Genomic DNA, 24,649 nt, shown 5'->3' with positions numbered 1-24,649 from the left:
GCGTACCTAGTGGTAACATAGAAAATGACTATTTGACAAGCAAAACTTCAGTCTTTTTTCATATTTACCCGTTTTATTTTTGAGCTATATATACTCAAGTGACCTCAAGGTGCAGGATTCAGAGCTACATCAACAGGGTCAAGTTCAAGAAAGATAATCGAAGGAATGGCATCCCCTTTCAAGGTTATCTGACGCAGAAATGGTCATGTTGATGAGCTCCCAAAGGGCGAGTTTTATTGGCTCCTGCTCTGTGTTACTGATTCTTGCCGTAGAATGACTATGCCTTCAAATCAGTGCCTTGATCAGAAGCCAATAAACTCTCGCTGAACAAGCATCTTGAGGTTACTTGAGTATAAGCCGAATAGATGAGCGAAATAGTTTCAAAACCGTAAATATTGAGGATTAGATGGCATTAGCAATTGTACATAGTAGAGCCAGTGTGGGGGTTGAATCGCCTGAAGTAACGGTAGAGGTCCACATTAGTAACGGAATGCCGGGGTTTGCATTAGTTGGCTTACCTGAAACCACCGTTAAGGAGTCTAAGGATAGGGTACGTAGTGCCATCATTAACTCTAACTTTGAATTTCCAGCAAAGCGGATCACGGTAAACCTAGCTCCGGCAGATCTTCCGAAAGAGGGAGGAAGATTCGATCTTCCTATTGCATTAGGTATTTTGGCTGCATCTGAGCAGATCGCCATTGATCGACTTAATCATTGTGAATTTATAGGGGAGCTTGCTTTGTCTGGTGAGCTTCGCTCAGTAAAAGGGGTTCTACCGGCGGCGTTAGCGGCCAGCAAAGCCCAACGGTGTTTGGTTGTGCCAAATGACAATGGTGATCAAGCGGCGTTAGTTGCTGACAATAGACATAAGTCAGCGCTCTCTTTGCTGGATGTATGTGCTGATCTGTGTGGGCAGAAAACACTGAGCTTGTTTCAATCACCGCGCTCCGTTCACTCAAGTAAGGGACACTGCCGTGATTTGCGAGATGTCATTGGACAGCAACAAGGTAAGAGAGCGTTAGAAATAGCTGCTGCGGGTTGTCATAACTTGCTGTTTCTGGGGCCTCCGGGAACAGGAAAAACAATGCTGGCATCACGGCTGTGTGATTTGCTGCCCTGCATGAGTGATGAAGAGGCATTAGAAACGGCCTCTATCGCTTCCTTGATTGATGATCAGGATATTAATATCAATAATTGGCGGAGAAGACCATTTCGCTCTCCTCATCATTCGTCATCAATGGTGGCGTTAGTGGGAGGAGGATCGGTTCCTCGTCCGGGGGAAATTTCACTCTCTCATAATGGACTGCTATTTCTTGACGAGATGCCAGAGTTTGAACGAAAAACGTTAGATTCTTTGCGAGAACCATTGGAGTCAGGAGAAATAGTTATCTCAAGAGCAGCAGGAAAGGTTCGTTTTCCTGCCCGATTTCAATTGGTAGGTGCATTAAATCCTAGCCCAACAGGCTACTACGAAGGAAACCACTCACGGACTAACCCACAGGCCATTCTTCGCTATTTAAGCCGATTATCCGGGCCTTTATTGGATCGTTTTGATATGTCTCTGGAAATACCTCTTTTGCCGAAGGGAATGCTTACCTCGAAAGGCGAAAGAGGAGAGTCAACTGAGGTGGTTAAACAAAGAGTTAATATGGCAAGGGAGAGTATGCTAAATAGGAGTGGCACGATTAATGGTCTATTAACCAATAGAGACATTAATAAATATTGCCTATTAGAGAAACAAGATGCGGACTTTTTAGAGACGACAATCTATCAACTTGGCTTATCGATACGGGCTTACCACCGAATTTTAAAGGTGGCGAGAACCATAGCGGATTTGGAAGGGTGCCAGCAGATAGAGAAAGCACATATTGCAGAAGCGCTAGGTTATCGTGCGATGGATCGTCTGCTAAAGAGCTTAACCGCTCAGATAGTTTGATTTGTTAGAGTGATGTTTGTCATATTCCATTCTGGATATTCATTTGTATAATGCTTGGCGTTTTGATCACTTTAGATAGGTTTTTTCTTGATGCTGGAATACATAAAGCTAATGGTTACTGTTGCTCTTGTGGTTGTTAACAGTGCCTTTTGTTCTATTGCCATCTGCTTGTTGGCATTGATTAAAATGATCACTCCTACGGAAAATGCCAAGCGATTAGTTTCTCTTAGCGCAAATCAGCTTATGTGGCTCTGGGCGACTTTAAACTCGTTAATTCTCACTTTATTTAGCCAAATAGAGTGGCAGATAGAGGGAGTGGAACAACTGGATAAATCCTCTTGGTACTTGATGATCTCTAATCACCAAAGCTGGAGTGATATTGTGGTTCTTTGTTGTGTATTTAAGGACAAAATCCCTATGCCCAAGTTCTTTTTAAAGCAGCAATTACTCTATGTACCTTTCGTTGGTATGGCTTGTTGGGCGTTAGATATGCCATTTATGAAGCGATATTCTAGAGAGTACTTGATTCGTCATCCGCATTTAAAAGGCAAAGATTTAGAGACAACTCGTCGCTCATGTGAAAAATTTAAATTTACTCCTACCACAGTAGTTAACTATGTTGAAGGTACTCGATTTACCAAAGAGAAACAGCATCAGAGTCGAGGTAAGTATCAGCATTTGCTGCCGCCAAAGTCCGGTGGAATAGCGTATACCTTAGCAACGATGGGGGAGCAGTTTGATGCCATTCTTGATGTGACTATTGCTTACCCTGAAAACCGAACTTCTCCATTTAGCGATCTATTAATGGGAAAAATGAAGCGTATTGTGGTTAAAGTAAATGTCCTGCCCGTTGATCAATCGGTTAAGGGGGATTACTTTAATGATAAGCCTTACAAACGTGCATTCCAGCAATGGCTTAGTGAACGATGGCAAGAGAAAGATGGTGAGTTAGAAAAACTCTACCAAGAATAGAAAATGGAGCCTTAGGCTCCATTTTAATAATGAGTACTTTTTGTTACTGCAGCTCGTTGTCAGTGCTATTTTTTTAGTAAAAAGTTCACCAAATCAAAATAGTCATCGTAGCCTTTTAATTTATCTGTTTTTACTAGGTACTTATTATTGACGACGACCCCGGGAACCCCTTGTAGACCGGTAGATGTAAATTGCTTGTCGAAACGTTTTTGTATGGAATCAACAGCAAAACCGTTGTAAGCAGAATCAAATTTCTTTCCATCTATGCCGTTATCTATAAACATTTGACGAATATCGGCTTCTGATTGAGGGGCGTTTTGTAATATCTGAATTTGTTTAAAGAAGTAAGGCACCATGGTCTCTTCTACTTTTAACACAACCATGGTGGCATAAGCTTTTGCTACAGGCACTGCCATGTTTCCACCCATAAATGAGACATGGACTTTTTGCAGTTTTGCATTGTCCGGAATTTTCTTTTTCAACTCATTGATAAAGGGTTCAAACTTTAAGCAGTGTGGGCAATAGAAAGAGAAAAACTCAGTGACTACAGGTGAAGATGATTTGTTTACATCCAATACTTGGTAATGATCCCCCTCATTAAATTGAGCGGCATGTATTGAAACGCTGGCTAAAAGAGTCGCCAGTAGAATAAATACTTTTTTCATTAAGTGAATCTCTCCTTTATTGTTTAGACTGTATTTCTATCAGTTTTTAGGGTGATTGGCTACCATTGCGGTGTCAGCGTCAATACAGGTTCTTGCAATGCTGCTATCTGCTCTTTTATTGCCAGAACTTGATTTTCCCAGTACCTTGCATCTGCAAACCATGGGAAAGCTAAAGGAAAGGCAGGATCATTCCATCGTTTAGCAAGCCAAGCCATGTAATGCACCATGCGCAAACCACGAAGAGGCTCAATAAGTGCAAGCTCTGATGAGTTGAAGTCACAATACTCTTCATACCCTTCTAAGATAGTATCGAGTTGTGCCAGTTTATCCGTCCTATCTCCATTTAATAGCATCCACAAATCTTGAATAGCTGGCCCGTTTCTGGCGTCATCTAAGTCAACAAACATAGGGCCATCACGCCATAAAATATTTCCTGGATGACAATCGCCATGTAGGCGGATGGTTTGATATTCGTCTGACCAATTTTTTTCTATCGATTTTATTAGCAAGTTTAAATCGCTAAAAAAGCTGTTTTCTATATGTGATGGAATAAAGGTAGAGTTTTCCAAGTATGACCTTGGCTGATATAGATACTCTTGTAATGATATTTGAGGTCTATGTAAGAACGTTTTCTGTTTTGCGACATTGTGGATTCGTCCCATAAAACGGCCCACCCACTCTAACTGCTCATAGTTGTCGACCTCAAATTGGCGGCCTCCAACGCTTTGAAATAGCGCAAACAGATAACCATTGTATTGATGAAGTGATTGCCCATTTATAATCGCTGGTGGAGCAACGGGGACATCATGTTCAAGTAACTCTAGTGTAAAGTCGTGTTCTTCTTGTATCTGTTCTTTACTCCAGCGTTGAGGTCGATAAAATTTGACCACATAACGCTTTTTCTCTTCATCAACAAATTGGTAAACGCGGTTCTCATAGCTATTTAATGCCAACAAACCTGACTCTGCTCGTATACCAATACTCTCTAAGGCATACCACATAAAATCGGGTGTTAAGGCATCAAAATTAAAAGCATTATTTATCATATTTAGTTCCAGAAACAAAAAGGACTCGTTGCCGAGCCCTTTTCTATCAAATGGTCGATTTATAATTTGTTTATAAATCGACTCTCTACTGTGATAGTAAATTGGTTGCTGTCAGTGAGTATAAACTGAATTGTGGAAACAGGTGAGCTAAGTTTGTCTGAGGTGACACCTAAACTAATAGGAAGGTTAAGAACTTCTCCTGGAGAGACCTGAATAGTTTGCTTACCATACCAAGTGACATCAGTTAATCCGCTCACATCTAATTGGTACTGTTGCGGTTGCTGTGTTTTATTGATGACTTTAAGGGTATAGGTGTTCTCTGTCATGCCACTGCTATTCACCTTGAATAGTTGGTTTCTATCCCTAAGTACACTCATGCCAACAGGTTCAACACTTGCAATTTGAACAAAAAATAGAGCAATCATTAATATCATCACTGAGCCATAACCAATGAGTTTGGGTCTCATGATTTTGGTGCTATTGCCCGATAAACGATGTTCAGTAGTATAGCTAATCAGGTCTTTCTCATAACCCATTCTGTCCATGGTGACATTACATGCATCAATACACGCGCCACAGTTTATACACTCATACTGAAGGCCGTCTCTAATGTCTATTCCTGTAGGGCATACCTGAACACAAAGATCACAGTCAATACAGTCACCAAGTCCCATTTTCTTTGGATCTGCTTTTCGTGATCTTGCTCCTCTTGATTCTCCACGCTCGGGATTGTATCCGACAATATAGGTATCTTTATCGAACATGGCAGATTGAAAACGTGCGTAAGGGCACATGTGCAAACAGACGATAGAACGCATCCAGCCAGCATTAGCGTAAGTACAAATAGCGAAAAACAGAACCCAAAATCCGGCCCAAAATGTACTGTTAAAGGTTAGAAAATCAATAACCAGTGATTTAATGGGTACAAAGTAGCCGACAAAGGTAAAGCCTGTGATGAGGGCGATAGCAAACCACGCTAGATGTTTTAAGGTTTTCCTTAATACCAAATTTGAGGTGAGCTTTTTGCTGTCTTGTTTCCTTCGTTTGTTGGCAGAGCCTTCTAATTTCTCTTCAAACCATATGTACATAAATGTCCATACTGTCTGAGGGCATAAATACCCACACCAAACCCGTCCTAAAAATGTTGTGATAAAGAAGAGTCCAAAAGCCGCAATCATAAAGAGCAATGCAAGCAAAGTGAGATCTTGAGGGTAGAGTGTTGTACCGAAGAAGTTAAACTGTTGGCTACCAATATCGAGTAAAATTGCTTGTCTTTCACCATAGGGTATCCAAGGTGTTAGACCAAATAGCAACAGTAAGAACCAAGAACCATAACGTCTTAGTTTTTGAAATGTGCCTTTGCTTTCCCTGACATAGATTCGGTTGTTTGGGTTAAACCGGTCTTGGTTGCCTTTGTGAGTTTTTGGGTTGTAAGTTTTGGGAGTCACATCTTTTATATCTATTTTATCCTGACTCATTTGCTTTCCTTGTGGGCTGATTTTTGATGCCTGTTGAGCGGCATCTTTTTGACATTACTTTCATTGTTATTATTAATAGAGCAATACCCTCACGATGGAATGTGAGACGGTTTGCCTATTTCGCCGTGAATTATATAACTGTTAACATATATGTTTCTTAATGGCGGTCTATTTTTAACATATTTCTGTGAAGCTTGAACAAAAAAACGACACATAGTGTGTCGTTTTATAATGATTCAGTTGTAAAAGGCGGCTAAATAATACCACGAGCCTTGAGTATTGCTGTTTTAAAGTCATCTTCTTGATCTTTAGCTAACCCCGGAATCATTTGATCTTTTTCTGAATTTCTCATTTTTAGGTGATAAATCAGAATATCGTCGGTGAGGTCATTAAGGCTTCCTTGGTACCCCGCTTCTTGACTTAACTTGGCAATAAACTCCATAAGGTTTAAGTCTGGTTCTTTTTGCCATTCAGGGTGGAGAAGCTCGATCACTTCATTAACTCGGTGACATTTCATCACGTACTCCATTTATTGATTATGAAGGTAAGTTAGCAAATACTCGAGAAAGAAAAAAGCGCAGCGGATTAAGACTGCGCTTTTTATTATGCCGCATGTGTAACTTTGGCTTCTGCATTCTTGGCTAATGCTGCTCGTTTTACCAGCGACGTTGTTGGTGCTGGTTTTTGAGTAACAGGAGCAGAGGCAGAGCCACAGCGGTGATATGACGCGCTTCGATTGGTGCGCGAAAACCTGACAGATGTTGGTCTCACTACTTTACCTAACAGTCAGGCACTTCCTTTGCCAAATTAATGGCCCGATCAACTATGAGATAAATCTCGTTTTGGCGCTTGCCATTCCTATAGATAATCAGGTGTATAGACATGTGATTACATATCTATATTAAGCATATCATCAAGATCTTACAGGATCGAGCTATCACGGAAAATAATGTCTTTTTTTTAATCACTTTTAGTTTGAAATTTATTCGCATTATGCTGGTTTGTTTTATTTATATAACGCTAATATGAGTTATGTTAGAAAACAAAAAGATGCTCTGTTATGTTATTGATATAGATTAGAGTATGAACAAGCGAAAAGTCGCGAATTAGTGTCTGTTTTGGTTAAGTTGTCTGATAGAGAGGGTTGCCCATGTCTTTTTTTAAAAAAACGCTAGCAAGTTTTGGCATTGGTTCTGCACGAGTAGACTCGATAGTACAGCAAGAGTTTTTGATCGCCGGTGAAAAAGCCAACATTTCTATAGAGGTGTATGGTGGTTCGACCGCTCAGGATATTGAGAACATTGAGTTAAAGATTTACTGCCGATATTTTGCTGAAGAGAAGGTAGAAAGTAATTCTAGTGAAGGCGGAAGCCAAACAGAAACGAAAAAAGTATCTAAAAACTATGTTTTAGCGAGCTGGACCTTGCCGTACGCTTTTACCATAGAGCCCGGTCAACATCGGCAGTTTGATGTCGAGCTGGATATTCCCCTAAATACACCTGTCTCAATTGGTGACACGAAAGTTTGGTTAGAAACAGGGTTGGATATCTCTTTAGCCAAAGATCCTACCGATAAAGATATGCTAACGGTTCGACCTGATAGATTGTTGGATGGCATATTTTCTGAGTTAGAAGAACAAGGGTTGAGAATTCGACAAGTCGAGTGTGAAGCGACATCGGGTTTTGATATGCCATTCGTTCAAGAGTTTGAGTTTGTCCCTACAACAGGGCCGTTTCATGGGGTGTGGAGAGAGCTGGAGATAGTGTTGTACCGTCACCCTGAAGAGCTAGAACTGTGGTTTGAAATAGATAGGCAGAAAGAGGGCATAAAAGGAATGCTTTCTAGTCTATTAGGCAAAGGTGAATTGAAGCGACACTTGAAGCTGCCTCTCACTCTCACTGAGCAAGAAGCCGGTGAAAAAGTGATCGAATACTTAAAATCGACAACATAATATTTGTGGTCTTTCAGTGTTTACTGGCTATGGATTGAGTTAAGCCGTCGCAAAATGGAGAGTAGAGTATGAGTCGCCCAGTGAACACTAATTACAGTCAGCAGGAAGAGATTGCTAACAGTATTACCCATGGCATAGGTGTTGTGCTGGGGGTTATTGGTTTAGTTCTTCTGCTAACTAAAGCGGTAAGCGCTCAAGCAGATATGATGACAATTGTTAGCATGACTGTGTATGGTGCGAGCATTATTTTGCTGTTTACCGCTTCTACGCTTTACCATGCCATTCCTTATCAAAATGCGAAGCGAACATTAAAAACACTGGATCACTGTGCAATCTATTTATTGATTGCAGGTAGCTATACTCCATTCTTAATGGTGGGATTAAGAACACCTTTAGCTATGGGGTTAATGGCGGTGATTTGGGGGATAGCATTGGTAGGGATTGTGTTTAAAATAGCCTTTGTTTATAAATATAAAAAGTTATCTTTGGTCACTTATCTGTTGATGGGATGGCTCTCATTGATCGTTATCTATCAACTCGCTTTATATATTGATATAGCAGGGCTTGTGTTGCTTGCTATTGGTGGTGTTGTATATTCTCTAGGTGTGATTTTCTACGTGTCTAAACGCGTTCCATTTAACCATGCTATTTGGCATGGTTTTGTTTTATTAGGCTGTATTTGCCATTTCTTTGCTATTTATCTCTATATCGATCCTGTTTAGTTTATCTAGATAGCGATTAGCTTTTCCAAAATGCGGGGAAAAATAGTACCAAAATAGTGAGTATTTCCAGTCGTCCCATCAGCATTCCAAAACTTAAAATCCATTTTGCTATATCAGGTAATGATGAAAAGTTACCTGTTGGGCCAATCACTGTGCCCATACCCGGTCCAACATTAGCAACGGCCGTTACTGCGCCTGAAATACTGGTAACAGGGTCGAGGCCGAGCGAGGCTAATGAAGCGGCGACAATAATAATAGTGGCAAAAAAAGTGATGGCAAAGGCGACCACGGAGCGAACAATGTCATCGTTAACGGGACGTTTGTTGTAGCGTTGAACGAAAATACCGGAAGGATGAATCAGCTTCATCATCTGTTTATTTAGCAGTGTTATGGCTATTTGAAAACGGAATATTTTAATACCGCCAGATGTGGAGCCTGAACAGGCGCCTGATAGCATTAAGAAGGCAAATATGACCGTTGGAAGCGCTCCCCATGCAGTAAAATCTTCTAATCCGTATCCCGTTGTGGTTACCACGGAGACAATATTAAACATAGAGACACGGATAGCATCAGGGAAACTATAGTGATTATGAACTTGTAACCAAATTGCGACCACTAAGCTGGTGGCAAGAAATAGGATCGTAAATCCCTTTACTTGAGCATCATGGTACAAAGCACGTAATGAACGGCTTCTAATCGCACTGACAAATAGAAGGAAGGGCAATCCCCCCAAAAACATAAACACCGTACCTACCCAATGCGCGCCATTAGAGAAAAGGTTCATAGAGCTATCTGATGTCGAGTAGCCCCCCGTTGAAAGCGTTGTAAATGCATGATTTACCGCATCAAATGGCCCCATTCCAGTAATAAGGTAACCGATAAAGCAGGCTATGGTCAGCGCTAAATAGACGGCAACTATGTTCTTGGCAACGGTTTTGGCTCTTGGACTGCTTTTATCTGACCAGTCTGATGATTCTGTTTGGAACAGTCGCATGCCTCCAACATTTAACATGGGAAGTATTGCAACGGCCATCACAATAAAGCCAATACCGCCTAACCATTGTAAAATGGAACGCCATAACAGTATGCTGGGCGCCATATTGTCCAAGCCGCTTAATACGGTTGAACCTGTGGTTGTTATACCCGACATGGTCTCGAAATAGGCGTCAGTAAAGCTGATGTGATTAATAAATACAAAAGGTAACGCAGCAAAAGCGCTAGAGATAGTCCACACCAAAGAGGTGATAAGAAACATATCCCTAACTCCGAGTCTAAACGGTTTTTTTCGTCCTAATGTTACGCAGATAAAGGAGATTAAGTGGGTAATTAATACCGATTTACCAAATTCAAGAAAGCCATCAGTGCCTGATAGAAAAGCCACTAATGTTGGGACATACATGAACAGTGCTAATTTGGATAGCACGAGTCCAATAACAAACAGAATGGGTCTAAGGTTTACCATAGCTGTGTGATGTTATAAGAAAAATGGGCTTGGCTGGAATAGCGCTTCTACATCCGGTACATATTTCTTATCAACTAAGAACATCACCACATGGTCGTCCTGCTCAATGACAGTTTTGTCATGCGCTATCATCACTTCGTCACCACGAACAATGGCCCCAATGGTTGTTCCAGGTGGTAAGCGAAGTTTTCCTATTGCTCGTCCTACGACTTTTGACGTAGTTTCATCACCGTGAGCAATGGCTTCAATCGCCTCTGCAGCTCCTCTGCGTAATGACGATACGTTAACAATATCTGCTCGACGTACGTGGGTTAATAACGCGGAAATAGTGGCTTGCTGTGGAGAGATGGCAACATCAATTACGCCACCTTGCACAAGGTCAACATAAGCGCCACGCTGAATAAGCACCATTACTTTCTTTGCCCCTAACCGTTTAGCAAGCATGGCAGACATGATATTGGTTTCGTCTTCATTGGTTAGCGCGATAAAGACGTCAACTTGATCGATGTTCTCTTCAGTTAATAGTTCCTGATCAGCGGCATCACCACAAAATACAATGGTATTCTCTAGCTCTTCAGATAACTTCTCTGCACGAGTTAAGCTTCGTTCTACTAGCTTAACGCTATGGTCTTGATCTAGGCGTTTTGCGAGTGACGCTCCAATGTTTCCTCCTCCCACAATCATGATTCGGCGATAAGGTTTTTCTAATCGCTGTAACTCACTCATTACTGAACGGATGTTATTGCTAGCAGCAACAAAGAAGACTTCATCATCGGCCTCGATAATGGTTGTACCTTGAGGGCGAATTGGTCGACCTTGACGAAATATTGCGGCTACACGAGTATCAATATGCGGCATATGATCTCGAAGAGTCGATAGTGCGTTTCCAACCAGAGGGCCACCGTAATACGCTTTAACCGCGACAAGACTGACCTTTTTATCGGCGAAACTAACAACCTGAAGGGCGCCCGGGTACTGTATAAGGCGTTGAATATAACTTGTTACCAACTCCTCTGGGGCAATGAGATGATCTACAGGAACGGCACCCGATTGAAAAAGTGCATCTTTTTCTTTTAAGTACTCAGGAGAGCGAATTCGAGCAATTCGGTTTGGTGTATTAAATATGGTGAATGCAACTTGGCAAGCGGCCATATTGGTTTCATCAGAGTTGGTTACCGCTACAAGCATATCAGCATCTTGAGCACCCGCTTCTCTTAATGTTTCTGGGTGACTAGCAAAGCCATTAATAACACGTAAATCATATTTATCTTGTAGCTCTCGTAAACGGTCGCCATCTCGATCGATAATGGTGATGTCGTTGTTTTCACCAACTAAATTTTCCGCTAATGTGCCGCCGACCTGACCTGCACCAAGAATAATGATTTTCATGTTATTTGATCTCTTTAGGAATCAATAAGTAATGTTCTACGCTTGTTTTACCAGTACGGCGTAATAGAAACCGTCCATATTTTCTTCGCCAGGAAGTATTTGTCTACCCGGATTGTCAATCTCTGAACCAACAAGTTGTGCACCCTCTGTTCGCTGCAAAAATGCAGTGACTTGCTGTACATTTTCTTGAGGTGAGATTGAACAGGTTGCATAAACCATTGTGCCACCGACTTTAAGCTGTTGCCACATCGCGTCCATTATTTCACTCTGTAGAGTAGCTAATGCCGTAATATCATTTAAGCGACGTAACCACTTAATATCGGGGTGACGACGGATAACGCCGGTTGCAGAGCAAGGAGCATCAAGCAGTATTCGGTCAAACTTCTCTCCAGACCACCAAGCTGTTGGTGTGCGTGCATCGCCACAAATAACTTCAGCTTGTAATTGCAGTCTATTAAGGTTGTCATAAACTCGTTTTAGTCGGAACTTATCACTATCAATAGCCACGACTTTGCAGTTATTGGTTCGCTCTAGAATGTGGGCAGTTTTACCACCGGGAGCGGCGCAACAATCGAGAATGAGTTCGTTATCTTGTGGTTGTAGATAATTAACTGACAACTGTGCCGCTGCATCTTGAACCGATACCCAGCCTTTATCAAAGCCAGGAAGAAGGGATACATCACAGGGTGAATCCAGTTTAATGGCATCATCTGCTTCGGATAGAGTTGAGCCCGTTATGTTTTCTTTTTCTAGTAGCGCGAGGTACTCATCTCGACTGTGGTGCTGGCTATTTACACGTAACCACATTGGCGCTTTACTGTTGTTTGCTTCTACAACTGTTTGCCATTGGTCTGGGTAAGCGTTTTTTAGCATGTTTAGCAGCCAGCTCGGATGGCCATATTTACCTGCATCATGACTTACGGCCTGTTGATCCAGTTCATCTTGATTTCTTTGATAGTTTCGTAATACCGCGTTTATTAGGCCGCGTAGTCTAGGTTCACGAAGAGTATTGGTCGCTTCTACCGTTTCTCCTACTGCTGCATGAGCCGGTATACGCATAAAACTGATTTGGTAAATACCAACTAAAACAAGGTGATGAATAACTCGTTTTTTACCTTTTAACGGGTTATCCATTAATTGGTTTGCGATGGACTCTAGGCGAGGTAAATAACGTAACGCGCCGTAACAGATCTCTTGCAACAACGCATGATCACGAGGCTTTATAGTTTGCTGCGCTTCAGGCAGTGCAGTGGATAGTGACTGGCCTTTATCTACTACTTGATAAAGAACTTTAGCCGCGGCGGCGCGAACATTCATGATATAACCTTAATTGTTGTTCTAAAAAGAAGAGGCTAGCAGAGCTAGCCTTCTGTTGATGTTTTAACTTAGTTGGCTATCTATTTCAAACCAACTGCTTTTAGAGTTAAGAACATCTTGTACCGACATCGCTTTTTTACCTGGAATTTGAATTTGTTCAAGCACTAACGTCTCTTTTCCAGTACAAATATAGATCCCGCTTTTGTCTGCTTGCAAAATGGTGCCTGCAGATTTGTCTGAGCGATGATTTTCTACACGAGCTTTCCACACTTTAATATTATTATCCGCGACGGAAAAATAACTCATCGGCCATGGATTGAACGCTCTTATACAGCGTTCAATAAACTCGGCAGGTTGCGACCAATCAATTTTTGCTTCTTCTTTAGACAGCTTCTTAGCGTAGCTTGCCAAGTCATCTTTTTGTTGCTCTGCTACTGATTTATCCGCTGCGATATCGGATAAGCAATCCACCAGCGCTTTAGGACCTAATTCAGCCAATTTATCGTACATTGATGCGCTGGTATCGCTAGATTCTATCGGTAAACTGGCAATTTTTAGCATGTCACCCGTGTCCAAGCCGATATCCATCTGCATAATGGTAACCCCGGTCTCTTTGTCTCCTGCCCAAATTGAACGTTGGATAGGAGCGGCTCCTCTCCATCTTGGTAGGATCGAGCCATGGACATTGATACAACCTAGTCTTGGAGTATCTAATACGGCTTGTGGTAATAGTAACCCGTAAGCAACCACTACCATTAAGTCTGCATTTAGATCACGTAGTTGCTGTTTTGTTTCATCAGACTTAAAGTTTTCAGGCTGATAGACGGCAATGTTATTTTCTAATGCAATATTTTTAACCGGACTCGCGGTTAGTTTTTTGCCTCTTCCTGCTGGTCGGTCAGGCTGAGTATAAACAGCAATAACCTCATGCTCCGTAGACAACAACGCCGCCAAGTGACGGGCGGCGAAGTCAGGAGTTCCTGCAAAGACAATACGTAATGGTTGGCTCAAGGAAACCTCGTTTATCTGTTTTTTTCGTTATAGCGTTTTATTTTTTCCAGCTTATCTTTGATTCGCTTACGCTTTAAGGGGGAAAGATAATCTACAAATAATTTCCCTTCTAAGTGGTCAAGCTCATGCTGAACACAGATAGCCAATAGGTCATCTGCTTCAAATGTGAATGCTTCACCATCTCTATTAAGGGCTTTAACGCTGACTTCTGATGCTCTTGATACCAGAGCTCTTGCGCCTGGTACAGAAAGACAACCTTCTTCGATGCCATCCTCTCCACGTTTTTCCGTGATTTCAGGATTAATTAACACCATTGGTTGATCGCGAGTTTCAGAAATATCAATAACGACGATACGTTGATGAAAGTCGACTTGAGTAGCGGCAAGGCCGATACCTTCTTCTTCGTACATGGTTTCAATCATGTCGTCGACGAATTTTTGGATTTCAGCGGTCACTTTCTCTACAGGCTTTGCGACTGTGCGAAGGCGATCATCTGGAAAAGTTAATACTTGTAATACAGACATATACACTCAAAAAATTGAACTGTGCCGAATCAGCTTTATGTTGGTTGACTCAATTCTAGACATTTTAATGACCAAATGACAGCATTCAACCTGATAGATAGGTGGAGTGATGCCAATTTTTGAGTAGTTTACTCTTTTTTTTGTGTTTTTTTTATCCATTTTTTTATCTTCATTTAATTCGGTCACAATGGCGATCAATTTCTTAATGAAAACGGTTTTTTTTCTAAGCAAAATCATTGTGTTATATCGTTGAAGTCTATTGAGAGTGAGATATGAAAGAAAAACAGCTTCTCTCCTGGCTAATGCTAAGTGCCACCCCAAATATTGGTGGTTATAAACTTACCAAGCTACTTTATTTAGATTCGGCAGAAAATATTGTCGGTTACTCTACAGCCAGGCTGCAGTCTATAGGCTTTAACAGTAAGCAAGTACACTATATAAAGCATCAGGCAAGAAGTGATGCGGAGTTGTGTTTAAAGTGGCGAGATGCTAGCTGCTGCAATCATATTATTACTTTGAATTGTGAGCTTTATCCTTCTCTATTAAAGGAGATTGCGTCACCCCCACCAGTATTATTTATTAAAGGCGATCCGAAACTACTCTCTAGACCACAGATCGCTATTGTAGGAAGCCGGAATGCCAGTATTGATGGCCTTAACCTAGCTAAGCGCTTTTCTGCGAGCTTAGTTGAGCAGAAATTAATTATCACCAGTGGGCTCGCTTTAGGTATAGACGGTTATGCTCATGACGGGGCGTTATCTGCAAAAGGAAAAACGATCGCGGTATTAGGTTCTGGATTAGACAATATTTATCCCTCAAGACACAAATCATTGGCATCAAGAATCATTGATAGTGGTGCGCTAGTCTCTGAGTTCCGTCCCAATGCGAAACCTAGGGCTGAGCACTTTCCCCGTCGAAACAGAATTATCAGTGGTTTATCTTGTGGCGTGTTGGTTGTTGAAGCGGCGTTAAAAAGTGGTTCATTGATAACTGCTCGTTATGCTCTGGAGCAAAATCGTGATGTTTTTGCTCTTCCCGGTACCATACAGAGCCCACATAGTTTGGGTAGTAATAAGTTGATTCAGCAGGGAGCTAAGCTCGTTCAGAATTGTGAAGATATATTGGTTGAAATAGAAAGCTTGTTAAATTGGTCTATTGATAAGCAGTTGGAACTTTTTGACCAACAAGATGAAAATGAACAATTGCCATTTCATCAACTGTTAGCTAACGTAGGAGTAGAGGCTACACCAGTTGATATTTTGGCACAGAGGACCAATATACCTGTGAGTAAAGTAATGATGCAGCTTCTTGAGCTCGAGCTTCAAGGGCATGTTGCTGCCGTTACTGGTGGCTATATTCGAATGAGGAGGGGTTAGCTATGATGGACATCTTAATGTATTTGTTCGAAACCTACATCCATAGTGATGCTGAGTTGATGGTGGACCAAGACGAACTTGAAGAAGAGCTATTGAGAGCTGGTTTCCATCAAAAAGAGATATATAAAGCGTTAGATTGGTTAGAAGATCTTGCTGCATTGCAGCAGAGTGATACTCGCTCAGTCATTGAAACTAACGCGGCAACTTCTACTCGTATTTATACCGAAAAAGAGATGGGTCGACTCGACGTTAAGTGTCGAGGTTTTCTGATTTTTCTTGAACAGGTTAATGTGTTAACAACTGAAACTCGTGAGATGGTCATTGATCGAGTTATGGGATTAGAAACTCAAGAATTACATCTTGATGATTTAAAATGGGTTATCTTAATGGTGCTGTTTAATGTGCCGGGAAATGAGAACGCATACACATTAATGGAAGAGCTCTTATATACCGCAGAGACGGGCATTCTTCACTGATCTCGCTTTTTATCTTAAGGCAGTAAAGCATTATGAGTGGCAAAATTGATCATCAACTGTTTACCGCGCATGAACATGCGTTAGAGCACGATCCTTGTCCTAAGTGCTCCGGGGAGCTGAGTGTTCGTCATAGCAAAAATGGCCCTTTTCTTGGCTGTTCTGTTTATCCTAAATGTGATTATATTAAACCACTCCATCAAAATGATGGTCATATTGTCAAAGCGTTAGGGGTTGCCTGTCCTAGTTGCCAAAGTGAACTGGTATTAAGGCAGGGGCGCTATGGCATGTTTATTGGCTGCAGTAGTTATCCCGACTGTAATCATATTGAGTCTTTAGATCATAAAGAAGAGGACAAGGACGATGATGCAAGTTTTCTTTGTCCGGAATGTTCTATTGGCCATTTAGTAGAAAGAAAATCTCGGTTTGGTAAAGTTTTTTACGCCTGTGATAACTTTCCTAAATGCAAATTTGCCCTTAACCAGCAACCTAGAAAAGGTAAGTGTGAGCAGTGTGGTTATCCTCTATTGGTAGATAAACATACTCAGAAAGGGGACTCCATTCAGTGTGCTAACCGAAAATGTCAGCACACTCAAGGAAGTTAAAACTGCGATAGCTGAGTTTATGCTTGATTAATGAGTTTATTCGCCCCTTCGATTATGCTTGGAAATGACGACTTATCAACGATATCACTGATAGTAAGTAGTTGCTTACCTAACTCCAAAGTACTTTCAGCAGATACATTTATGTGACCCATTTTTCGACCCGGTCTTTTCTCTTTACCATACCAATGAATATGACAATTGTTCATTGCAAGTAGCTGTTCTGGAAGTGAGTCCTCACCCAATATATTGATCATCGCAGTAGGACGAAGTAATTGAGTGCTGCCTAATGGCAGGCCACACACTGCCCGTAGATGATTTTCAAATTGGCAAACATCCGCTCCCTGTTGAGTCCAGTGACCTGAGTTGTGAACTCGTGGTGCAATTTCGTTAACCAATAAAGTGCCTTTAACATCAAAGAACTCTATCGCTAAAGTGCCAACATAATTCAACTCTTCTGCAATCGCGATAAACATTTGTTCCGCTTGTTTTTGTAAGGTTGCATTTGCTATGGCAGTTGAAAGGGTTAATACACCGTTGGTGTGAATGTTTTCGGTTAATGGATAGACCTTTATTTCACCTTGTTTGCTTCTTGTGCCCACCAGTGATACTTCTCGGTCAAAAGAGACAAATTCTTCGGCCACAATGGCTTGGTTTTTGGTCTCGTGAATACACTGATGTAGTTCCGACCAAATTGATTCTATTTGATCGGATTGAGTCAATCGCCATTGTCCTTTGCCATCATAGCCACCAAGCGTACTTTTCAGTACCATAGGTAAACCAACATGACGAATTGCAATGTCAAAATCTTCTCGACTATTAATTACGTAGTATTTTGCGTTGTTAACCGAGGCTTGATCGAGAAGTGTCTTCTCTTGTCTTCTGTCTCCCCCCGCTCGAATAGCCGCTGCATTTGGTAGAAACTTACCACTTTGTTGGCAGATATCTAATACATCATTTGGAATATGTTCAAACTCTGCGGTGATGACATCTGCCTTGTCAATTGCACCCTCTAATCCAGTTCCTAATACTTCTAGCGTGAGTGGGTGGACAATATTGTTTGATCGAACATCAAATGCTGAAATAGTGATATTTAATGGTGCACCTGCTAGAGCCATCATTCGGGCAAGTTGACCAGCCCCTAAAACAAGAACATGCATGCACTACTCCTCGCTTGGGTCAGGGTTGGCTAAAATAGTTTCAGTTTGGTCGCTACGGAACTTCTCGACTTTCTGCATTACAAGGTCATCTTGCGTTCCAATAATTTGTGCTGCGAGCAGTCCTGCATTTGCCGCCCCAGCCTCACCTATTGCCAGCGTTCCCACTGCGATGCCTTTTGGCATTTGAACAATAGAGAGTAGTGAGTCCATTCCTTTTAGTGCTTTCGATTGGACTGGAACACCTAGTACAGGGATGCTGGTAAATGCTGCAGTCATTCCTGGTAGATGGGCTGCGCCGCCTGCGCCAGCAATAATGACTTTAATTCCGTTCTCTTTCGCTCCACTAGCATAATCAGCTAATAGTTGAGGAGTTCGGTGAGCTGATACCACTTTGGTTTCGTATGGAACACCAAAGAGATCAAGCATCTCTGCAGCGAGTTTCATCGTTGGCCAGTCCGATTTTGACCCCATGATAATACCGACTTTCATATTAACTCCTGATGTAGCGCGTTGGTTTTGGATTATTTTCGCGCATTATAAGGCTAAAAAACCAGAAGGAAAACGTTTGCGTCAAACATTTTATCCATGTTAGCACCTTAATGCAGTGAAAAGCCGTTAGCGTATCTTGTCAATTTTATTGTTGGGTATAATAGTTAACAGAGATTAATTTGAGGCCCTGATAACGCGTAATTTCAATGAAATGGATTATCTTATAAATAGAGATAAATAAGCTTAGTCAGATGAAATAGGAATTTGTACACTAAAAGGAACAATGAATCGATTAATCATGAATATGGAAAATGTAGATAAAGCCGTACAAGCGCTTGAAGTAGGTAGAGTGATCGCTTATCCCACAGAAGGAGTCTTCGGTGTGGGTTGTGACCCTGATAATATTGATGCGATTAAAGAGCTGCTTGCGATTAAGCAGCGTCCTGTGGAGAAAGGGTTAATCTTAATTGCTTCCAGTTATCAACAGTTGCGTCCGTATGTTGATGAGAGGTCTTTAACCGCAGAGCAACTAGAGCAGATTAAACAATCTTGGCCAGCTGCGATTACTTGGGTAATGCCAGCTAGTGATTTAGTTTCACCATTTGTGTCAGGCCAATTTAATACGGTTGCAGTTCGTGTTACGGATCATCCTACGGTTAAGGCATTGTGTGATGCCTTTGGTAAGCCTATCACCTCTACTAGTGCCAATTTGACGGGCATGGTGCCTTGTATGACGACAAATGAGGTGTATCAACAGTTGGGACAAACCTCAGTTGTCATTGTTGAAGGGGAGACTGGAGGAAGATCTAAACCTTCAGAAATTCGTGATGCTAAAACATTGACCATTTTGCGAGAAGGATAAGGAATTTATGTCCAAAATAGACAAGGATGCAGTGAAGCATTTTCTTATGTCGCTTCAAGATTCCATTTGTCACCAATTAGAAATGGTGGATGGAAAAGAAAAATTTATTGAAGATACTTGGCAGCGAGAACTTGGTGGCGGTGGGCGATCAAGGGTTCTCAAAGATGGTGGTGTATTTGAACAAGGTGGGGTTAACTTCTCCCACGTATTTGGTAAAAAAATGCCAGCTTCTGCAACGGCTCATCGACCAGAACTTGCAGGAAGGAACTTCGAGGCCATGGGGGTTTCATTAGTTCTTCATCCGCATAATCCATATGTACCGACTTCACATGCCAATGTTCGTTTTTTTATTGCTGAAAAAGAGGGTGAAGAACCTATTTGGTGGTTTGGTGGTGGGTTTGATCTAACGCCTTTCTATCCATTTATGGAGGATTGTCAACATTGGCATGATACAGCAAAAGCTATTTGTCAGCCTTTTGGGAACCATGTTTATAAAGAACATAAAGCGTGGTGTGATGACTATTTTTATCTGCCTCATAGAGAGGAAACCCGTGGTATAGGGGGGCTTTTCTTTGATGACCTTAATCAATGGGGCTTTGAACGTTCTTTTGATTACATTAAATCCGTTGGAAATGGTTATACAGATGCCTATTTACCTATAGTCAGTAAGCGAAAGCAGATGCCGTTTGGTGAGAGAGAAAGAGAGTTTCAGCTCTACCGAAGAGGTCGATATGTGGAATTTAATTTGGTGTATGACAGGGGAACCCTGTTTGGCTTACAGAGTGGAGGCCGAACAGAGTCTATACTGATGTCTATGCCGCCACTTGCTCGTTGGGAATATAGCTACCAGCCAGAAGAAGGTTCTGCGGAAGCCAATCTTTATCAAGAGTATCTCAAACCTCGAGAGTGGTAACTTGGCGAATTGATGTTGAAATGGTAGGGTCAATAATATTGACCCTTTTTTGTAGGCAAGGAAATGGCTAACACTCCTGATCAGTATCGCGTATTTGGTAACCCTATCTCACAAAGTAAATCTCCCTTTATACATACTCTATTTGCTAGACAGACTATGCAAAACTTGCAATATCAAAGTTATCAGCCTGAAGATGATGATTTTATTTCGGCAGTAGGTGATTTTTTTAAGCAAGGAGGGCGTGGTTGCAATATTACAGCTCCGTATAAAGAGCAGGCATTTCAGTTTGCAGATAGGCTAACAGAAAGAGCGCAGCTTTCAGGCGCAGTGAACACGTTGAAAAAGCTAGATGATGGTGAAATCCTTGGTGATAACACAGACGGTGAAGGGTTAGTACAAGATCTGCTTCAACATCAAGTGCCTTTAAAAGATAGCCGTATATTGTTAATTGGTGCAGGAGGTGCGGCAAGGGGAGTGATTAAACCATTATTGGATCAAAAACCAGCACAACTGACATTGGTGAATCGAACTTATGAGAAGGCGCAGCAATTAGTTGATATGTTTGTGCCGTACGGCAATATAGTATCGTGCCCTTTTGAAGCGGTAGGGAATCAATTTGATCTTATCATCAACTCAACATCGGCAAGCTTATATAAACAGGTACCAGATATTACGTCATCAATTTTTGACGGTAATTGTATTAGTTACGATATGTCTTACGGTAAGGGTTTAACCTCCTTCAACCAGTGGGCATTAGAGAATGGTGCCAGTCATAGCTATGATGGTTTGGGTATGTTGGTTGGGCAGGCTGCAGAAAGTTTTATGCTGTGGAGAGGGTTGAGGCCTGGAACAAAACAGATCTTAAGAGAGCTTAGACGTAACCTTGAGGAGGTATAATGAATCAATCGATTTTATTTCCAGATCTGCAAACCTGGCAAGAAGATAAACAACAAATTGTTTTTATTGCCCAGCAGTCAGGGCTTAGCATTGACTGCATTATCACTGTAGCCAGTTTATCTCAGCTAAAAGGTGAGAATATAGTAGGAGAGGAACAAGCTCTTCATATATTTTCCGAATATAGATTTGATATAGAAGAGCTTGCGGAACAGTTGATTGAAGATGAAGACTTTAACCATGATGGACAAATAGAGATAAAGTTATAACCCCATCATTAACTAAAGACTCAATCGTTTAGTCTATGAATACTATAACTACTATATTTCACTTAAGTATTCGTTTTTATTTTTAACGTAGTTTTCAGCGGATTGCTTTAGGAAAGCGAGCTCGTACTCTTTTAAAGGTCGGGCTTGCTTAACAGGGCTGCCAACATAGAGGTAACCACTTTCTAAGGTTTTGTTTGGTGGAACAAGACTTCCCGCACCCACCATGACATCATCTTCTATCACTGCCCCGTCCAAAACGATGGATGCCATGCCGATTAATACTCTATTGTGAATGGTACAACCGTGAAGCATTACTTTATGCCCAACAGTGACATCATTACCAATAATGAGGGGAAAACCATCAGGGTTGGAGGTGTTTTTATGGGTAACGTGTAATACGCTACCATCTTGAATATTACTTCTTTCACCTATTCGAATGTGGTTAACGTCGCCCCGTGCTGCGACGAGTGGCCAAACACTGGCATCTTTACTAATAACTATATCACCAACGAGAACAGCACTTTCATCAACGTAAGCGGATTCGTCGATGTCAGGGTATATTCCTTTATAGCTTTTTAATCTACTCATAATCATTCCTTTTAATAAACGTTGTTAAGCATAAATAAAGAACAATTATTAGTAAAATTAGCCTTTAGTGGATAAAAAGCATCCAAACGGTAAAATAACTGAAATATTTTCCAAAAAAGGGTTGCCAATGTGATTTCGATCTCTATAATGCGCCCTCACTGACACGGCAGAGCCCACAAGGGTTAACTGGCAAAATCAGTCAGGCAGCAGCCTAGCAATGTGACTTTTTATTCCGCTTTTTAAGCAAGAATAAAAAAAGTAAAAAAGTGTTTGACACTTCACATTAAATCGCTAGAATGGCCGCCTCGCTTCAGGGAAGACCTTAACGGAAACCAAGAAGCAACGCTCTTTAACAATTTAAACCTATCAATCTGTGTGGGCACTCGTTGATGACAATCGAAGATGATTCTCTGCTTTCGAGCACGAAATCAACAACGGTTTCAATGAACTGAGTGACCAATTTGATACTTCGGTATCGAGCACAGTCAATTCATTATCATTCTGTTGGAATGATAATAGCTTTAAAATTACTTCTTACTTTCGAGTAAGAGCAGTTTTGAAGTCAGTATTCGTTGAGTCCCGTTTCTCTTAATAGAGAAACAAAATCAAAACTTTAAATTGAAGAGTTTGATCATGGCTCAGATTGAACGCTGGCGGCAGGCCTAACACATGCAAGTCGAGCGGAAACGGCAATAAAGATTCTTCGGATGATTTATTGGACGTCGAGCGGCGGACGGGTGAGTAATGCTTAGGAATTTGCCCAGTCGAGGGGGATAACTATTGGAAACGATAGCTAATACCGCATACGCCCTACGGGGGAAAAGAGGGGACCTTCGGGCCTTCTGCGATTGGATAAGCCTAAGTGAGATTAGCTAGTTGGTGAGGTAATGGCTCACCAAGGCGACGATCTCTAGCTGGTCTGAGAGGATGATCAGCCACACTGGAACTGAGACACGGTCCAGACTCCTACGGGAGGCAGCAGTGGGGAATATTGCACAATGGGCGCAAGCCTGATGCAGCCATGCCGCGTGTGTGAAGAAGGCCTTCGGGTTGTAAAGCACTTTCAGTCGTGAGGAAGGTAGTTGCGTTAATAGCGCAATTATTTGACGTTAGCGACAGAAGAAGCACCGGCTAACTCCGTGCCAGCAGCCGCGGTAATACGGAGGGTGCGAGCGTTAATCGGAATTACTGGGCGTAAAGCGCATGCAGGTGGTTTGTTAAGTCAGATGTGAAAGCCCCAGGCTCAACCTGGGAAGGTCATTTGAAACTGGCAAACTAGAGTACTGTAGAGGGGGGTAGAATTTCAGGTGTAGCGGTGAAATGCGTAGAGATCTGAAGGAATACCAGTGGCGAAGGCGGCCCCCTGGACAGATACTGACACTCAGATGCGAAAGCGTGGGGAGCAAACAGGATTAGATACCCTGGTAGTCCACGCCGTAAACGATGTCTACTTGGAGGTTGTGGCCTTGAGCCGTGGCTTTCGGAGCTAACGCGTTAAGTAGACCGCCTGGGGAGTACGGTCGCAAGATTAAAACTCAAATGAATTGACGGGGGCCCGCACAAGCGGTGGAGCATGTGGTTTAATTCGATGCAACGCGAAGAACCTTACCTACTCTTGACATCCAGAGAAGCCAGCGGAGACGCAGGTGTGCCTTCGGGAGCTCTGAGACAGGTGCTGCATGGCTGTCGTCAGCTCGTGTTGTGAAATGTTGGGTTAAGTCCCGCAACGAGCGCAACCCTTATCCTTGATTGCCAGCACTTCGGGTGGGAACTTCAGGGAGACTGCCGGTGATAAACCGGAGGAAGGTGGGGACGACGTCAAGTCATCATGGCCCTTACGAGTAGGGCTACACACGTGCTACAATGGCGCATACAGAGGGCAGCCAACTTGCGAAAGTGAGCGAATCCCAAAAAGTGCGTCGTAGTCCGGATTGGAGTCTGCAACTCGACTCCATGAAGTCGGAATCGCTAGTAATCGTAGATCAGAATGCTACGGTGAATACGTTCCCGGGCCTTGTACACACCGCCCGTCACACCATGGGAGTGGGCTGCAAAAGAAGTAGGTAGTTTAACCTTCGGGGGGACGCTTACCACTTTGTGGTTCATGACTGGGGTGAAGTCGTAACAAGGTAGCCCTAGGGGAACCTGGGGCTGGATCACCTCCTTAATACGAAGATTGCTCGTTTATGAGTGTCCACACAGATTGATATGGTTTAGAAAGTTAAGAGAAAGGAATTGCTTTTCCTAGATGGGGCTATAGCTCAGCTGGGAGAGCGCTTCGCTGGCAGCGAAGAGGTCTGCGGTTCGATCCCGCATAGCTCCACCATCTTTAAGTACATTTCTTTTTTAAGTAAAAGACTTAAGTGTTCTTAAAAATGGTTTATTTCTTTAAGTAGAAAAAAATCTTTGCTCTTTAACAATTTGGAAAGCTGACAGATAACAATTTGATTGATTGTTATCTAATTTAAAAGTTCTCAAATCCTAAGTCTTTTTTAGATTTAGGTACCAACACACATTCAAGTGTTCTTGGAAACAACATTACATAGTAAT

The 24,649-nt window shown here is 42.0% G+C and carries 24 protein-coding genes, 1 tRNA gene and 1 rRNA gene; 13 read left to right on the top strand and 13 right to left on the bottom strand.

Annotated elements, in window-relative coordinates:
- The first annotated feature begins 406 nt into the window (after positions 1–406).
- Entirely contained in the window at positions 407–1,936 is a 1,530-nt protein-coding gene (locus tag CHJ_RS14990; protein ID WP_317918042.1) for a YifB family Mg chelatase-like AAA ATPase, read from the top strand.
- 90 nt (positions 1,937–2,026) lie between these two features.
- On the top strand, positions 2,027–2,908 hold the full coding sequence (locus CHJ_RS14985; protein ID WP_317918041.1) for an acyltransferase: 882 nt from the start codon (positions 2,027–2,029) through the stop codon (positions 2,906–2,908).
- 65 nt (positions 2,909–2,973) lie between these two features.
- On the opposite strand, the gene CHJ_RS14980 is transcribed toward CHJ_RS14985, so the two are convergent.
- The 5 genes from CHJ_RS14980 to CHJ_RS14960 form a co-directional block, all read right to left on the bottom strand.
- Positions 2,974–3,573 carry a thiol:disulfide interchange protein DsbA/DsbL gene (locus tag CHJ_RS14980; RefSeq protein WP_171754953.1) on the bottom strand — a complete coding sequence of 200 codons (600 nt, stop codon included), beginning with the start codon at positions 3,571–3,573 and terminating at the stop codon, positions 2,974–2,976.
- 59 nt (positions 3,574–3,632) lie between these two features.
- Entirely contained in the window at positions 3,633–4,619 is a 987-nt protein-coding gene (locus tag CHJ_RS14975; RefSeq protein ID WP_317918040.1) for a serine/threonine protein kinase, read from the bottom strand.
- 59 nt (positions 4,620–4,678) lie between these two features.
- Entirely contained in the window at positions 4,679–6,097 is a 1,419-nt protein-coding gene (ccoG, locus tag CHJ_RS14970; RefSeq protein ID WP_171754951.1) for a cytochrome c oxidase accessory protein CcoG, read from the bottom strand.
- 253 nt (positions 6,098–6,350) lie between these two features.
- Positions 6,351–6,614, bottom strand: a complete 264-nt coding sequence (locus CHJ_RS14965; RefSeq protein WP_171754950.1) for a YihD family protein — start codon at positions 6,612–6,614, stop codon at positions 6,351–6,353.
- 86 nt (positions 6,615–6,700) lie between these two features.
- Positions 6,701–6,868 carry a hypothetical protein gene (locus CHJ_RS14960; protein WP_171754949.1) on the bottom strand — a complete coding sequence of 56 codons (168 nt, stop codon included), beginning with the start codon at positions 6,866–6,868 and terminating at the stop codon, positions 6,701–6,703.
- Between the two features lie 379 nt (positions 6,869–7,247).
- Between CHJ_RS14960 and CHJ_RS14955 the strand changes: the two genes are divergently transcribed.
- Positions 7,248–8,048 carry a sporulation protein gene (locus CHJ_RS14955; protein ID WP_317918039.1) on the top strand — a complete coding sequence of 267 codons (801 nt, stop codon included), beginning with the start codon at positions 7,248–7,250 and terminating at the stop codon, positions 8,046–8,048.
- 68 nt (positions 8,049–8,116) lie between these two features.
- Positions 8,117–8,770: a PAQR family membrane homeostasis protein TrhA gene (trhA, locus tag CHJ_RS14950; RefSeq protein WP_317918038.1), complete on the top strand. Its 654-nt coding sequence runs from the start codon at positions 8,117–8,119 to the stop codon at positions 8,768–8,770.
- A 16-nt stretch (positions 8,771–8,786) separates the two neighbouring features.
- Here trhA and CHJ_RS14945 read toward each other — a convergent pair whose 3' ends face one another.
- From CHJ_RS14945 to def, 5 genes are all read right to left on the bottom strand, one after another.
- Complete coding sequence (locus CHJ_RS14945) at positions 8,787–10,232, bottom strand: TrkH family potassium uptake protein (protein ID WP_317918037.1); 1,446 nt, start codon at positions 10,230–10,232, stop codon at positions 8,787–8,789.
- Between the two features lie 12 nt (positions 10,233–10,244).
- Positions 10,245–11,621: a Trk system potassium transporter TrkA gene (trkA, locus tag CHJ_RS14940; protein ID WP_171754945.1), complete on the bottom strand. Its 1,377-nt coding sequence runs from the start codon at positions 11,619–11,621 to the stop codon at positions 10,245–10,247.
- 36 nt (positions 11,622–11,657) lie between these two features.
- Positions 11,658–12,938, bottom strand: coding sequence for a 16S rRNA (cytosine(967)-C(5))-methyltransferase RsmB (gene rsmB / locus CHJ_RS14935; RefSeq protein ID WP_171754944.1), 1,281 nt, complete (start codon positions 12,936–12,938; stop codon positions 11,658–11,660).
- 63 nt (positions 12,939–13,001) lie between these two features.
- Positions 13,002–13,949, bottom strand: coding sequence for a methionyl-tRNA formyltransferase (fmt, locus tag CHJ_RS14930; RefSeq protein ID WP_317918036.1), 948 nt, complete (start codon positions 13,947–13,949; stop codon positions 13,002–13,004).
- Positions 13,950–13,960: 11 nt separating this feature from the next.
- On the bottom strand, positions 13,961–14,473 hold the full coding sequence (gene def, locus CHJ_RS14925; protein ID WP_171754942.1) for a peptide deformylase: 513 nt from the start codon (positions 14,471–14,473) through the stop codon (positions 13,961–13,963).
- 272 nt (positions 14,474–14,745) lie between these two features.
- Between def and dprA the strand changes: the two genes are divergently transcribed.
- The 3 genes from dprA to CHJ_RS14910 are packed head-to-tail and all read left to right on the top strand — an operon-like array spanning position 14,746 to position 16,927.
- A complete protein-coding gene (gene dprA, locus CHJ_RS14920) occupies positions 14,746–15,849 on the top strand; it encodes a DNA-processing protein DprA (protein ID WP_317918035.1) in 1,104 nt (367 codons plus the stop codon).
- A gap of 2 nt (positions 15,850–15,851) precedes the next feature.
- Positions 15,852–16,325: a DUF494 family protein gene (locus CHJ_RS14915; RefSeq protein ID WP_171754940.1), complete on the top strand. Its 474-nt coding sequence runs from the start codon at positions 15,852–15,854 to the stop codon at positions 16,323–16,325.
- Positions 16,326–16,357: 32 nt separating this feature from the next.
- Complete coding sequence (locus CHJ_RS14910; RefSeq protein WP_317918034.1) at positions 16,358–16,927, top strand: type I DNA topoisomerase; 570 nt, start codon at positions 16,358–16,360, stop codon at positions 16,925–16,927.
- Positions 16,928–16,944: 17 nt separating this feature from the next.
- Here CHJ_RS14910 and CHJ_RS14905 read toward each other — a convergent pair whose 3' ends face one another.
- The gene (locus CHJ_RS14905) at positions 16,945–18,084 is read right to left on the bottom strand and encodes a 5-(carboxyamino)imidazole ribonucleotide synthase (RefSeq protein WP_317918033.1); all 1,140 of its coding nucleotides are present in this window, start codon (positions 18,082–18,084) and stop codon (positions 16,945–16,947) included.
- A 3-nt stretch (positions 18,085–18,087) separates the two neighbouring features.
- The gene (gene purE, locus CHJ_RS14900) at positions 18,088–18,573 is read right to left on the bottom strand and encodes a 5-(carboxyamino)imidazole ribonucleotide mutase (RefSeq protein ID WP_171754937.1); all 486 of its coding nucleotides are present in this window, start codon (positions 18,571–18,573) and stop codon (positions 18,088–18,090) included.
- Positions 18,574–18,877: 304 nt separating this feature from the next.
- Between purE and CHJ_RS14895 the strand changes: the two genes are divergently transcribed.
- The 4 genes from CHJ_RS14895 (at position 18,878) to CHJ_RS14880 (ending at position 21,511) form a co-directional block, all read left to right on the top strand.
- The gene (locus CHJ_RS14895) at positions 18,878–19,435 is read left to right on the top strand and encodes an L-threonylcarbamoyladenylate synthase (protein WP_171754962.1); all 558 of its coding nucleotides are present in this window, start codon (positions 18,878–18,880) and stop codon (positions 19,433–19,435) included.
- 7 nt (positions 19,436–19,442) lie between these two features.
- Positions 19,443–20,348: an oxygen-dependent coproporphyrinogen oxidase gene (gene hemF / locus CHJ_RS14890; RefSeq protein WP_171754936.1), complete on the top strand. Its 906-nt coding sequence runs from the start codon at positions 19,443–19,445 to the stop codon at positions 20,346–20,348.
- Between the two features lie 63 nt (positions 20,349–20,411).
- Positions 20,412–21,245: a shikimate dehydrogenase gene (gene aroE / locus CHJ_RS14885; protein ID WP_317918032.1), complete on the top strand. Its 834-nt coding sequence runs from the start codon at positions 20,412–20,414 to the stop codon at positions 21,243–21,245.
- Positions 21,245–21,511 (top strand): DUF1488 domain-containing protein, encoded by a 267-nt coding sequence (locus CHJ_RS14880; RefSeq protein WP_171754934.1) that lies wholly within the window; start codon positions 21,245–21,247, stop codon positions 21,509–21,511. Before aroE ends, CHJ_RS14880 begins: the two co-directional genes overlap by 1 nt.
- Positions 21,512–21,562: 51 nt before the next feature.
- Here CHJ_RS14880 and CHJ_RS14875 read toward each other — a convergent pair whose 3' ends face one another.
- Positions 21,563–22,099 carry a gamma carbonic anhydrase family protein gene (locus CHJ_RS14875; protein ID WP_317918031.1) on the bottom strand — a complete coding sequence of 179 codons (537 nt, stop codon included), beginning with the start codon at positions 22,097–22,099 and terminating at the stop codon, positions 21,563–21,565.
- Positions 22,100–22,714: 615 nt separating this feature from the next.
- Between CHJ_RS14875 and CHJ_RS14870 the strand changes: the two genes are divergently transcribed.
- A 16S ribosomal RNA gene (locus tag CHJ_RS14870) occupies positions 22,715–24,266 on the top strand.
- Positions 24,267–24,349: 83 nt separating this feature from the next.
- Positions 24,350–24,425: transfer RNA gene (locus tag CHJ_RS14865), tRNA-Ala, on the top strand.
- Positions 24,426–24,649 lie beyond the last annotated feature (224 nt).

The sequence above is a fragment of the Vibrio sp. MACH09 genome, assembly GCF_033238805.1.
Taxonomy (GTDB): domain Bacteria; phylum Pseudomonadota; class Gammaproteobacteria; order Enterobacterales; family Vibrionaceae; genus Vibrio.
The sequence above is the reverse complement of the archived record's forward strand: the minus strand, read 5'-3'. Positions and strand labels throughout refer to the sequence as shown.